This is a genomic window from Lysobacter enzymogenes (assembly GCF_900106525.1).
Taxonomy (GTDB): Bacteria; Pseudomonadota; Gammaproteobacteria; order Xanthomonadales; family Xanthomonadaceae; genus Lysobacter; species Lysobacter enzymogenes.
In genome coordinates this window covers 696,231-708,858 of the sequence record NZ_FNOG01000003.1, presented here as the reverse complement: position 1 = coordinate 708,858, position 12,628 = coordinate 696,231, and the positions used below count along the sequence as shown (strand labels likewise).

11 protein-coding genes are annotated in these 12,628 nt (G+C 71.3%); 7 read left to right on the top strand and 4 right to left on the bottom strand.

Translation table 11 applies throughout. The features are described 5' to 3' along the window. Window positions 1-185 precede the first annotated feature (185 nt). Entirely contained in the window at window positions 186-401 is a 216-nt protein-coding gene (locus BLU84_RS10885) for a hypothetical protein (protein WP_074866377.1), read from the top strand. A 93-nt stretch (window positions 402-494) separates the two neighbouring features. Here BLU84_RS10885 and BLU84_RS10880 read toward each other — a convergent pair whose 3' ends face one another. Next, entirely contained in the window at window positions 495-2,228 is a 1,734-nt protein-coding gene (locus BLU84_RS10880; protein WP_170849144.1) for a hydrogenase maturation protein, read from the bottom strand. A 57-nt stretch (window positions 2,229-2,285) separates the two neighbouring features. On the opposite strand from BLU84_RS10880, the gene BLU84_RS27155 reads away from it, so the two are divergent. The 5 genes from BLU84_RS27155 (at window position 2,286) to BLU84_RS25500 (ending at window position 3,994) form a co-directional block, all read left to right on the top strand. Continuing rightward, window positions 2,286-2,477, top strand: a complete 192-nt coding sequence (locus BLU84_RS27155; protein WP_170849143.1) for a hypothetical protein — start codon at window positions 2,286-2,288, stop codon at window positions 2,475-2,477. 33 nt (window positions 2,478-2,510) lie between these two features. Beyond that, window positions 2,511-2,720 (top strand): hypothetical protein, encoded by a 210-nt coding sequence (locus BLU84_RS10875; RefSeq protein WP_074866375.1) that lies wholly within the window; start codon window positions 2,511-2,513, stop codon window positions 2,718-2,720. A gap of 27 nt (window positions 2,721-2,747) precedes the next feature. Next, window positions 2,748-2,948, top strand: a complete 201-nt coding sequence (locus tag BLU84_RS10870; protein WP_074866372.1) for a hypothetical protein — start codon at window positions 2,748-2,750, stop codon at window positions 2,946-2,948. Between the two features lie 307 nt (window positions 2,949-3,255). Next, window positions 3,256-3,489, top strand: coding sequence for a hypothetical protein (locus BLU84_RS10865; RefSeq protein ID WP_074866369.1), 234 nt, complete (start codon window positions 3,256-3,258; stop codon window positions 3,487-3,489). Between the two features lie 100 nt (window positions 3,490-3,589). Next, window positions 3,590-3,994 carry a glutaredoxin family protein gene (locus BLU84_RS25500; RefSeq protein ID WP_083382492.1) on the top strand — a complete coding sequence of 135 codons (405 nt, stop codon included), beginning with the start codon at window positions 3,590-3,592 and terminating at the stop codon, window positions 3,992-3,994. Between the two features lie 52 nt (window positions 3,995-4,046). On the opposite strand, the gene BLU84_RS10855 is transcribed toward BLU84_RS25500, so the two are convergent. The 3 genes from BLU84_RS10855 to BLU84_RS10845 all read right to left on the bottom strand — a co-directional run bounded on the left by BLU84_RS10855 (window position 4,047) and on the right by BLU84_RS10845 (window position 7,804). Beyond that, window positions 4,047-5,429 (bottom strand): outer membrane protein assembly factor BamB family protein, encoded by a 1,383-nt coding sequence (locus BLU84_RS10855; protein WP_074866366.1) that lies wholly within the window; start codon window positions 5,427-5,429, stop codon window positions 4,047-4,049. A gap of 316 nt (window positions 5,430-5,745) precedes the next feature. After that, a complete protein-coding gene (gene radA, locus BLU84_RS10850) occupies window positions 5,746-7,158 on the bottom strand; it encodes a DNA repair protein RadA (protein ID WP_074866363.1) in 1,413 nt (470 codons plus the stop codon). 271 nt (window positions 7,159-7,429) lie between these two features. Further along, window positions 7,430-7,804 carry a hypothetical protein gene (locus BLU84_RS10845; protein WP_139174916.1) on the bottom strand — a complete coding sequence of 125 codons (375 nt, stop codon included), beginning with the start codon at window positions 7,802-7,804 and terminating at the stop codon, window positions 7,430-7,432. Window positions 7,805-8,216: 412 nt separating this feature from the next. Here BLU84_RS10845 and BLU84_RS10840 point away from each other — a divergent pair, with 412 nt between their 5' ends. Continuing rightward, window positions 8,217-12,626 (top strand): Ig-like domain-containing domain, encoded by a 4,410-nt coding sequence (locus BLU84_RS10840; protein ID WP_170849142.1) that lies wholly within the window; start codon window positions 8,217-8,219, stop codon window positions 12,624-12,626. The last annotated feature ends 2 nt before the right edge of the window (window positions 12,627-12,628 follow it).

Genomic DNA, 12,628 nt, shown 5'->3' with positions numbered 1-12,628 from the left:
CGGCGAGCCGACGGCGGCCAATTCCCCGCGCGTGATCCGTTTTCCCCGCGCGCTGCGAGTACAGGAACGGCGCAAGCCGCGACCGCGAAACCGCCCCCACGGCGTCGCCCGGTTTCGCGGCGCGGCCGGTGCCGACCGCGCGCACCCACTTCCGGGGCGCGCCAATGCACTCAGGAGAGAGCTTCATGAAGACCCGGTCGCGGAAACTCGGCCTGTTCGCGTTCGCCGCCATGGCGTTCGGTTTCGCGTTCTCGATGAGCGCGATGGCCGGTGTGTGCAACACCTGCTGGAACCGCTGCATCGCCCAGTTCGAAGACTGCAAGCAGCAGTACGGCGACGGCTGGGCCTGCACCTCGCAGTTCACCCAGTGCGGCAAGGGCTGCGGTTGCGACATGCCCTGATCGATCGCGGCAACGCCCGCGGCGGGCCGGCGCGACCGGCCTGCCGCGTCGGCGTGCACGCGGGTCCGCGCGCAGCGCCGCGCCGCGCCGCGCTCAGGCGTTGGCGCGCACCGGCTGCGCGGCGGCGCGTTCGGCGGCGAAGCTCTCGCCGGCCTCGCACAGCGCCACAGCCTGCTTGCGCACGAAGCGCCGGCGCGCATCGTGATAGCTGCGGTCGGGGCCGAAGAAGTTGCGGTACATGTGCGCGAGCTCTTCGGCGCCGTAGCTTTCCAGCGGCTTGCGCCGCTCGTCGTCGGCGCGGCGCTTGCGCTTGGCGGTCAGCGCGCGGCGGCAGGCGCCGGGCTCGGACAGGCGTTCGGCGCGCTGTTCGACGTGGGCGATGAAGTCCGCGCCGCCGGCGCCGAAGGCCGCGTCGATCAGGCCGATGCGCTCGGCCGCGGGCGCGCCGATCGGGCGCAGGCCTTCGGTCAGTTCCTGCGCGACCGTGGCGCCGACCCGGCGCGGCAGCAGATAGGTCCAGTATTCCGAACCGTACAGACCGCCCATGCCCTGGTAGTGCGGGTTCAACACCGCGCCGCGGCGCGCCCACACGTGGTCGGCGGCCAGCGCCAGGATCACCCCGCCGGCGCCGGCGTTGCCCTGCATCGCCGAGACCACCAGGTGCGAGTCGGTCAGCACGATCTCGCGCACCAGCGCGTTCATCGCCAGGATGTTGCGCCAGGATTCCAGCGCCGGATCGGCCGCGGCCTCGATGGTGTTGAGGTGGATGCCGTTGGACCAGATGTCGCTGCCGCCGAGCAGCACGATCGCCCGGGTCGGGCGCTGGCGCGCGTGCAGGAACGCGGTGCGCAGGCGGTCGCACTGCAGGGTCGACATCGCGCCGTTGTAGAAATCGAAATGCAGGTAGCCGACCGCGCCGGCTTCGCGGTAGCGGATCTGGCGATAGCCGTGGTCGCGGCGCCCGGCCACCGAGGTCGCCGGCTTGAGCGCGCGCGCGGCCACGCCGCGCAGGCGCGCCTCGCCCAGCACCTGGGTCGCCGGCAGCTTGATCCCGTCCTTGTCGCGCAGATGGCTCAGCCACAGCGCGCCGTCGCCGCTGGCCACGCACACCGCGCCTTCGCGGCGGCCGAGCAGTTCGCCGGGACGGCCGCGCAGCGACGGCTCCACGTGCGCGCCGAACACCTGGCAGCGCAGGCCGGCGAGCTCGGCGCGCGCGCCCGGCGCGCTGTCGCCGCAGCGGATCCGCGCCAGCAGCGCGGCGTTGTCCATGTCCCAATCCAGCGCGCGGTCGCCCGGGCGCATGCTCGGGCGCAGCCGGCCGCGCACCTCGGGATCGGCGTAGTCCAGCGGTTGCGGCGCGAAACCGCCGGCTTCGAAGCGTTCCACCGCCTGCAGCAGCGCGCGCACCGCCGCGTCGGTGACTTCGTGGCGGTACAGCTCGCTCTTGCCGGCGCCGCGTACGGCGAAACCGGCGCTGGCCCAGATGTCGCCGGCGTCCATCTCGGCCGCGGCCTGCAGCACGGTCACGCCCCACTGGGTTTCACCTTCCAGGATCGCCCAGTCCAGCGAGGACGGGCCGCGGTCGCCGACGATGCCCGGATGCACGATCAGGCAGGTGTGGCGGGTCCAGATGTCCTCGGGGATCGCCGACTTGAGCATCGGCGCGACGATCAGTTGCGGCCGCTCGCGCGCGACCGCTGCGCGCATGGTGTCCGGGTCGGAAGCCACCTGCACCGCGACCTGGTGGCCCAGCTCGGTGAGTTCGGCCCAGGCGCGCTGAGCCAGCCCATTGAACGCGGTGCACAGAAACACGATGCGCAGCGACATGGTCCATCCCCCTGTCACGACGAAGGCTCGAATGTGTGCCAATGAATGTTCATAAACATGAGCGGACATCACAAATTTCTGCTGCATCGCAGCGGCCTTGCGTTTTTTCGACGCTCATCGCCGTTCCACAAGAAAGTCGTCTCGAAAGTGCCGTGCGGTGGCCGGCCTTCGCTGCGGATCGCGTTCGCCCAAGCCGTCGCGCTGCGTCGCGACCCGCCGCGCCGCGCGCCGGCCGCCGCCCGCTCATGACGAGCGTCCGCCCCATCGCCCAAGGAGAGATCGATGTTCGCCCCATCCCGCCGCGTTCTCGCCGCCACCGCCTTCTGTTTCGGCGTGGCGTTCTCGCTGAGCGCCTTCGCCAGCGCCTGCGAAGACTGCTATCGAAACTGTTTCGTCGAACGTTCGGCGTGCCGCGCCGCCGGCACGCCGCAAGAGCAATGCCTGGCGGCGTATGTCGAATGCCGCCGCCGCTGCAATTGCCAGCTTCCCTGAGCCGCCACGCCCATCCAGGAGACGTCCATGTTCAAGCGCAACCGCTTCGCCGTAGCCGCCGCGTTCTGTTTCGGTCTGGCGTTCTCGTTCGCCGCCTTCGCCCAGCAGGACTGCCAGTCCTGCAACGACGCCTGCTACGAGCAGTACGAGCAATGCAATTCCGACGGCTATCCGTTCTGCAAGGCCACTCTGCGCACCTGCACCAAGGCCTGCGGCTGCCAGGTCTGAGCGACGCGACGGCGCGCGCGGGCCGGGCGCAGGCGATCGTCCGCCCGCCCCGCGCGCGGTCGCGAGGGGCGGCGACCGTTGCGGCCGCCGCGGCCGCGCTTGCGCAAACCCGTGCCGCAGCGCAACGCAAAGCGCGCACGGACCGGCCGCACACCCGACGCGTACCGGCGGCGCCTGTCGGAATCGACAGGATGCGCAGGGCTTTCGCAAACGGCATCACATCTGCCGTGCCGACGGGACATGGAACGCGCGCGGCGCGGTGCTATAACCCGCAAGCGCCCACAGACGGGCACAAGGAGGAACAGTGATGTTGACTGCCGTTTTGCGCCGCGCATCCGCGGCCCGTCGCCTGGCCGGCGCCGCGTTCTGCTTCGGCCTGGCCTTCTCGCTCGCCGCGTCCGCCGCGCTGACTCCCGAGCAATGCACGCTGTGCTGGCAGGACTGCATCGCCCGCTACGAGCAATGCCGCGCCGAGGGCGGCGGCTCGGCCTGCTTCCGCGAACGCCAGGCCTGCGTCAACGCCTGCGGCTGCCGCGGCTGAGCCGCGCGCCGCCGCGCACTGAGCGCTTTCCTGCATTTCCGACTGCGGCGTGCGCGCCGCGCATCGCCATCATCATCAGACGATCCATCGAGGACACGGAATGAACTTCAAGTCGATCCTGACCACCATTGCGGTCGTAGTCCTGGCCTTGGGCCTGGGCGTGGGCGCGGGCTATCTGGTCCGCAACTCCGGCCTGATCGGCGGCGGCAAGGGCGTGGAAGTCGAACAGGGCGACTACTCGGCCGTCTACGCCAAGGCCGGCGGCGACATCGTGCTGTACTCGCTGTCGACCTGCCCGTTCTGCCACAAGGCCAAGGAACTGCTGGACAAGCGCAACGTGCGCTATGTCGAGCGGGTGATCGACAAGGACGAAGTCGCGCGCAAGGAAGCCGACGGGCTCAAGATCAAGAGCGTGCCGGTGATCTACATCGGCGACCAGAGCATGCGCGGCTTCGATGAGGCCAAGCTGGTCGAACTGTTGGAGAAGCACGGCAAGAAGGCCTGAGGCCCGAGCTTCAGACCGGCGGCGGCCTCAGCCGCCGCCGGACCTTCGCGAATTACGGCGCCACGTGATAGCGCTTGATGAAGTGCGCCTCGCGCGTGTAGTAGTGATCGATCCCCAGGTAGTACGCGCCGTCGCCGGCCGGCTTGAGCGCGGACACCGAGGTGTTGTCCGAACTGGCCTGATCGAAAGTCGCCGTCCATAGCTGCGCGCCGGTGACCGGCGAGTACGCGATCGCGGTGGGGTAATACTTGCCGGCGGCATCGGTGGCCCAGCCCGCGACCTGCACGCCGGCCGCATCGACGACGAGGGCGTAGGCGCTGTCCTTGGTCGACCACGGCAACTGGCTGATCGCGCGCCAGACTTCGCTGCCGTCGACGCCGGAATACTTCACCGTCGCCATGCGCCAGTTGTAGCCGCGCACGCCCGCGGTGCCGCCGGTGACGTACACGTCGTCGTTGCCGTCGATCGCCACCGCCTTGGCCTCGTCGCCGTAGTAGATCGCGCCTGAAGGGCCGGAATCGAAGCGCGCGGCCCAGCGCTGCGCGCCGGTCGCGCCGTCGTACTTGACGGTGGCGAAATCGTTGTTGCGCGCGCCGTCGGATTTGCCGGTCACGACCGGATCGCCGCGGCTGTCCACGGCCAGGTCGAGCGCGAAATGCGCCACCGAGGAACCCCACACCTGCGGCGCGTACAGCGCGACCCATTGCTGCGCGCCGGTCGCGCCGTCGTACTTGATCGTGGCGAAATTGCTGAACTGATCGCGGCCGGAGGAGCCGGTCACGAACACGTTGCCGCTGCGGTCCACCGCCACCGCGTTCGGCGTGTCGGACTCGTTGCTGACCCGGCCGTAGCCGCTGGCCCACAGCTGCGCGCCGTCGCTGCCGCGATACTTGACCGTGGCGTAGTCGTCGCCGATGTAGCGACCTCGCTGGGTGCCGATGACGATCACGTCGCCGGCCGGATCGATCGCCACGGCGCTGCCCGACCCGCCTTCGGGGCCGCGAAAGCGCTGCTCCCACAGCAGGCTGCCGTCGGCGCCGGAGTACTTGATGGTGAGCATGTTCGACCAGCCGCCCTGCGACGAGCGGCCGGTCACGACCGGATCGCCGTGGGCATCGACCGCGACGGCGTACGCGTAATCGAAACGCCGTTCCGGCCCGGCATTGCTCGCCTGCCAGACCAGCGCGCCGGATGCGTCGACCTTGCTGACCGACCAGACCATGGCCGGACCGAGCGGGCGGTAGCCGACGATGTAGGCGTTGCCGGCGGCGTCGGTGGCCATGACGTTGGTTTTCTCCGGTCGACAACACGACCAACCGTTGAGGCCGGTGCCGCCGTCCAGGCGCGGCGAGGTCCATTCCACGACCGGGGATTGCGCCTGAGCCGCGCCGGCCAGGGCCATGAGCGCGGCGGACAAGATGATGCGGGAGTTCATGCGTGCGTCCTTTGCGATGAGGTGTCGAGGCGACGTGGGCGTCGCCGCACCAGTATCGCCACGGCCTTTGCGCAAACTGCGAACGCAGGCGCGGAACTTCGATGACGCTGCGGCGCGGTGGCGCTGACGGACGGCGCGCGAACGGACCTTGCGCGCGGGTCGTTGCGCCAGGCTCGCGGCGAAGCCTGCCGACGCGGGCCGGGCCGGTGCTTTCGTGTCGCCGACGCGGGCCGGCTCAGTCGATGCGGCACGCTCGTATCGCCGGCGCAGGCGGGCTTAGCCAATGCCGAGCGCTCGTAGCCCGATGCAAGCCCGCTCAGATCGCGTCGATCGCCTCAGCCAGACGCTCGACCGCCACTACTTCCATCTCCCCCACCCGGCCGCCGCGCGGCGCGTTGCTCTTGGGCACGATCGCGCGCTTGAAACCGTGGGTGGCGGCCTCCTTCAATCGGTCCTCGCCGTTGGGCACCGGACGGATCTCGCCGGACAGGCCGACCTCGCCGAAGGCGATGGTCTGCTCGGCCAGCGGCTGGTCGCGCAGCGAGGACAGCACCGCCAGCAGCACCGGCAGGTCGACCGCGGTTTCCTGCACGCGGATGCCGCCGACCACGTTGACGAACACGTCCTGGTCGCCGACCGCGACGCCGCCGTGGCGGTGCAGCACCGCCAGCAGCATCGCCAGGCGGTTCTGCTCCATGCCCACCGCGACCCGGCGCGGGTTCGACAGCGGCGAGGAATCCACCAGCGCCTGCACTTCCACCAGCAGCGGCCGGGTGCCTTCGCGGGTCACCATCACGCAGCTGCCCGGCTGCGGCGCGCGGCTGCCGGACAGGAAGATCGCCGAGGGGTTGGGCACTTCGCGCAGGCCCTTGTCGCTCATCGCGAACACGCCCAGTTCGTTGACCGCGCCGAAGCGGTTCTTGAACGCGCGCAGCACGCGGAAGCGGCTGCCGCTCTCGCCTTCGAAGTACAGCACCGCATCGACCATGTGCTCGAGCACGCGCGGGCCGGCGATGCCGCCCTCCTTGGTGACGTGGCCGACCAGGAACACCGCGGTGCCGGTTTCCTTGGCGTAGCGCACCAGCCGCGCCGCGCTTTCGCGGACCTGGCTGACCGAGCCGGGCGCGGCGCCGAGTTGTTCGGTCCACAGCGTCTGCACCGAATCGGCGACGATCAGCGCCGGCTTCATCTTCGAGGAATGCTCAAGGATGCGCTCCACGCAGGTCTCGGCCAGCGCGTGCACGCCGTCCAGCGGCAACCCCAGGCGCGCGCCGCGGCCGGCGACCTGCGACAGCGACTCCTCGCCGGTGACGTACAGGCCCGGCAGGGTCTGGGCCATGCGGGTGATCGCCTGCAGCAGCAGCGTGGACTTGCCGATGCCCGGATCGCCGCCGACCAGCACCACCGCGCCGTGGACCAGGCCGCCGCCGAGCACGCGGTCGAACTCGCCGATGCCGGTGGTGACGCGGGCCTCTTCCTGGTGGGTGACGTCCTTGAGCGCGGTCACCTTCGGCGCGTCGGCGCGGCCGGCCCAACTGGTGCGGCGGCTGGCGGCGACATTGGCCGCGCCGCCCTTGGCGGCCGGCTCGACCACGAACTCGCTGAGCGTGTTCCAGGCGCCGCATTCGCCGCACTGGCCCTGCCATTTGCTGTAGTCGGCGCCGCACTCGGAGCACACGTAGGCGGTGCGCGCCTTGGACGCGGCGGATTTGGCGGTGGGTTTGGACATGGCGGAAGGCGACTGCGCGGGTAAAGCGGCACTTTAGCCGCTGATCGTCGCAGCGTGCGAGACGGGACGCGGCGGCGCGGCGGATTCCTACGCCGGGCGGGAACGGGCCGTGGCGGGTTTCGGCGCGAGCGGATGCTTCGTGGTCGCGGCTTGCGCCGCTCCTACAGCGGCTGCGGATCGATCCGGGCTACCTGTAGGAGCGGCGCAAGCCGCGACTGCGACACCACGCACACGACGCCGCCAACCAATTGCGGCGCCCCTACCCCAACACTCAAGCCGCGATCGGCCGATGCTGCTCGGGATAGATCGCGCGCAAATGCTGCTGCGGCATCGCCAACAGCCCGCCGACGTCGCTGGACGCGACGATGCTGTAGCCGCGCGCGTCGATGTCGTTGCCGATCGCGCGCCAGTCCAGCCGCGGCCTCGCCATCGAGGTGTCGATGGTCCAGCCGAAGCGCAGCGCGCCGAGCGCTTTCATTTCGTCCAGGGGCAGCCAGCTGTCGGACGGTGCGACCACATACCCCTCGTTGTCGCCTACCACGAATACGTCTACGCGCATTTTCGTCATTGCCTGTGTCGCCTGTGTCGCGGGCCGGCGCATGGTGTCCATCGGAGCGATAAAAAAGAGTGAAGAAGGAATGGCCAATTGGTGAAATCCGAACCGTCGCGCAATTGGAGTTCACCTTCTATGCACGGCGATGACAGCCGCCGGGGTGCGCACAGCGTCCGCCACGGCCGTCGCAAGACCGGAGACGGCGGCGCGGGCGGCCGCCGGGCGAATGCTGCGAACGCAAAAAAACTGCCGCAGCCGGCCGGCGCCGCGGGCGGGGGTGGCCCGCCTGCGCGCGCGCACCGCAACCGCTGCGGACGTGTGCCGCCAGTCGCAGTGCGCGCGATGTCTATTGCTTAAACAGATCACGCTGTCGCTATGCTGCGCAGCGTTGGAGCGCAGGCCCCGGGGACAGGGCCGAGCGCCCTTGCCCACCCCGCCGCCGCGCAGTCGCCGTCGCACCGCGGCGCGCGCCGGCCTACCGCACCGTCGCAGGAGAGTCATCGACATGGGAACGTCTACACCCACCGGGCGCAGGCCCTGGATCGTTTGCGGCGCGGTATCGGGCCTGAGCCTGATGCTGGCGCTGGGTTTGCAGGGCGCGGCCGACGCCGCCGCGCAGGCGCTGCCGCCCGAGCTGGCGCGCACGCTCGCGCTGCACCCGCGCGAAGCGCGCACCCAGTTGCCCGACGGCGCCTGGCTGGTGCTCGAACGCGACGGCGCCGCGCTGAAACTGGTCGAGGACCGCGTCGGCGGGCGCACCCTGCGGCGCTGGCCGCTGGCCTCGCCACGCCGTTACGCCAGCCTGAGCCTGCTGCCGAGCGGGCGCGCGCTGCTGTGGGGCGGCGTCGACGGCAACAATCGCCTGCAACCCGGCGGCCTATGGTTCGATCCGGCCGCGCGCAGCCTGACCTCGGCGTTCGACGTGCCGCTGTCGCCGCGCGCCGGCCACGCCGCCAGCGTGCTCAGCGACGGCCGCCTGCTGCTCACCGGCGGCTGGGCGCCGACACCCGACGCCGGCGCGCGCGCGCAGCTGTGGGACGAACGCAGCGGCGCCGCCGCGGCCGGCGCGCAGGCGCCCGCGCGCCTGGGCCATCGCAGCCGGGTCGAAGCCGACGGCCGCGTGCGCCTGTCCGAAGGCGTCGATGGACAAGGCCGCGCGCAGGTCCGCGAGCAGTTGTACGACCCCGCGCAAGCGGCGTTCGTCGCCGCCGACACAGTGCCCAGCGCCGCCGCGGCCGCGCCTGGCCTGAGCGATTCCTCGCCGCGCCACCAGGCCCGCGACGTCGCCGCCGACGCGCGCCTGTCGCTGCGCTTCAGCCAGCCGCTGCGCGCGGACGAACTCAACGCCGGCAACGTCACCCTGCTCGGCCCGCGCGGTTTCAGCGCGGTGCAGATCACCCCGGCCGAGGCCGGGCGCTTGCTGTTCGTCACCCCGCGCCAGCGTTTGCAGGCGAATGCGCAGTACTCGCTGCTGGTCGACGGCGCGCACGCGCGCGACGGCCGGCCGCTGGCGCCGGTGCTGATCGACTTCGCCACCGCGGCCGAGCGCGGCGCACGCGCCGATGCCGATGCCGCGCCGCCGCGCACGCCCAAGGCAAGCGCCGCCGCACTCGCGCCCGCCTCCGCAGCGCCGCCGCGCCGCGCCGCCGCCGGCAGCGCGCGAACGACGGCCGCCGCCGCACCCATGCCGCTCTCGGTGACGCTGACGCCGGAAGCGACGCCCTCGACCATCGCCACCCAGCCCGACCAGCCGGTGAAGCTGAGCTTCACCCTGCTCGCGCCGGCCGCCGAAGGCGACTACGGCATCGGCCTGAGCAACCTGAGCATTACCGGTTCGAGCGAGCCGCTGATCGCGACCACGCCGCCGCTGCCCGGCCGCCCGCCGGTGGCGGTGTCCTGCGCGCCGGCCAACGGCGGTTGCAGCATCGACCTGGCGGGCCTGACCCGCGGCAGCTACACCGTCACCCTGCAACCGCCGGCCGGCGCGAGCGTGAGCTTCAAGGCCGGGCTCAGCCGCGACCGCGCCTACTCGGCGCAGATCTCCGGCTCCAACACTGCCGTGTCCATCGTCCGCCGCGGCCAGAACGCGCGCGTCTCCTTCGACGCCGCCGCCAACACGGTGCTGGGCGTGCGCGTGTCCGCGCAATCGGTCGAACCGCCCGGGCGCGAAGTGAACTACAGCGTGATCGCCCCCAACGGCAGCGTGCTGCAGCGTAAAACCGTGAGCCTGCGCGACGGCCTGATGCGCCAGACCCTGCCCGCGGCCGGCCGCTACAGCGTGCTGGTCGACCCGCGCTACGGCGAACTCGCCAACGCGACGGTTACGCTCGGCCCCAGCAACATGATCGAAGCCGACGGCGATGCGCTGGTCCGCGCCAACCTCATCAGCCCGTCGATCCTGACCTTCGAAAGCGACGGCCGCAGCGACCTCGGCCTGGGCCTGAGCGGGCTGAGCGTGCTCGACGGCGCGAGCCTGGTCTTGAGCGTCAACGGACTGGTCCAGGCGACCACCTGTTACGTCTCGCGCGGCAGTTGCGACCTCAACCTGCCCAAGCCGCCGGCCGGCGTGCACGTGGCCGATGTGCGCCTGTCCAGCGGCGGCCGCGGCCCCTACGGCTACACCGCGACCCTGAGCCGGCCCAAGACCGTGCTGCTGAGCCAAGACCAGGCCACCGACATCGCCATCGACCGGCCCGGCCAGGTCGCGCGCCTGGAATTCGACGCGACCGCGGCGCAAGCCGTGCGCTTGGACATCGCCGCGCCGGTGGTGGCTCCGCAGTGGGCCGGCGCGCTGATCTACACGCTGTACTCGCCGACCGGCGCCATCGTGCGCACCGTCGCCGCCAACGGCGCGCAGAGCTTCACCGTGGACAACGCGGCGGCCGGCCGCTACGCCCTGACCATCGACGCGCCCTACGGCGAAACCTGGAGCAGCCGCGCCAGCCTCGGCGATCCTTACACGAACTCGCCGATCGATTCGGGCGAGGTCGAACTGCGCACCCAGGCCGCCGGCATGAAGGCCACGCTGCACTTCGCCAATCCGAGCCTGGCCGACATCGGCCTGGGCATTACCGGCGTCAGCCTCAGCGGCGCCGCCGGGCCGATCCAGTTCAAGCTCAAGAACGCGCAAGGCCAGCAGGTGGCGGCGCTGGACTGCACGCCCAGCGCCGGCGCGGACGCCTGCGAACTCGACCTGCCCGCGCTCGCCCGCGGCGAGTACGACCTGGAAGCGACGCCGCCCGCCGCGGCCACCGCGATGCGCGCGCTGCTGAGCTTCAGCAAAGACGTCGCCGCCACGCTCTCGCCCGCGCAGCCGCTGAACCTGCAGATCCCGCGCCGCGGCCAGAACGCGCGCATCGCGGTCGACGCGCAGGCCGGCGCCACGCTCAACCTGGGCGTGTCCGGCCAGCTCACCGACCCGGCCGGGCAACTGGTCGCCTACGCCGTGCGCGCGCCCAACGGCAACGTGCTGGCGCAGAACTCGGTCGGCGCCAACGGCGTCGGCGGCATCAGCGTGCGCAACCTGCCCGCCAGCGGCCGCTATGAAGTGTTCGTCGATCCGGCCCAGGCCGCAGCGGTGTCGGCGCAGTTGGCGATCATCGACGACTTCAGCGCCGACCTGGTCGCCGACGCCGATCCGTTCGCGCTGCGCACGCAGTTGACCGGGCAAGTGGTGCGGCTGAATTTCCAGGCAGCGCAAGGCGCGCGGCTGGGCCTGGGCATCGACCAGCTCGACGGCGTGACGATCCCGCCGATGGTGCGCGTGCGCAACGCCACCGGCGCGCTGATCGCCGCGAAAAGCTGCGACACGCTGTACGGCAGTTGCGCTTTGGACCTCGACGGCATCGACGCGGGCGCCTACGCGGTCGAAATCGAACCGGCGGCCAGCCAGCCGCCCTACAGCGCGCGCGTCACCCTGAGTTCGGATCAGGAACACTCGCTCGCGTTCGCCCAACCGCTGGCGTTGAACCTCGAACGCTGGGGCCAGAACGCGCGGCTGTGGTTCCAGGGCGAGACCGGGCAGCACATGAGCCTGGCGATCTCCGGCCACAGCCACCAAGGCCAGCCGCCGGGGCCGTTGCCCGCGCATCGCTTCCGCTACACCGTCTACGGGCCCGACGGCGGCATCGTGTCGATGGGCGAGAGCGAGGGCGATCAGTTCCTCAACTTCGGCCCGCTCGCGCAAACCGGCGCCCACTACCTGCGGGTCGACCCGCTGCTGGGCGATGCAATGAGCGCGCAGGTGCGGCTGGACCTCAACCCCGACTTCGGCCTGCTCGAAATCGACGGCGCGGCGCTGCGCATGAGCACCCAATATCCGGGCCAGAAGCTGCGCTTCGCCTTCGATGTCGGCGCCGCCGACAGCGCGCTGTCGCTGGACGTGGCCGCGGTCGCGCCGGTGCAGGGCCCGGGTTTCGAACTGCGGGTGATGCGCGCCGGCATGCCGAGCATCGAGATCGAATGCGGCGAGCAAGCGCTGGGCTGCACGCTGCCGTTGAACGCGCTGGCGCCCGGACGTTACGAAGCGGCGGTCAGCAGCACCGATCCCGGCGCGCCGCAGCAGTTCGCCATCGATGCGACGCTGAGCGCGCTGCACCGCGGCGACCTGGTCCTGCAACAGCCCTACCCGCTGCAACTGCGCAGCGGCCAGCCCGCGCAGTTGCGCCTGTCCGGCAGCGCCGGCCAGCGCCTGACCGTATCGGCGAGCGGCCAGGCCACCACGCCGGCGAATGCGAACGTCGCCTACCTGCTGCGCAAGCCAGACGGCAGCGTGCTGGACGCGTTCCAGTCCCTTGAGGCGGCCTTCGCTCGGCCGCTGCCGGCGTTGCCGGCCGACGGCGATTACCGGGTCGAAGTCACAACCGCACCGGGTATCTCCGTGCAGACTCAGCTGCGCGTGGACCCCACGCCCTGAGC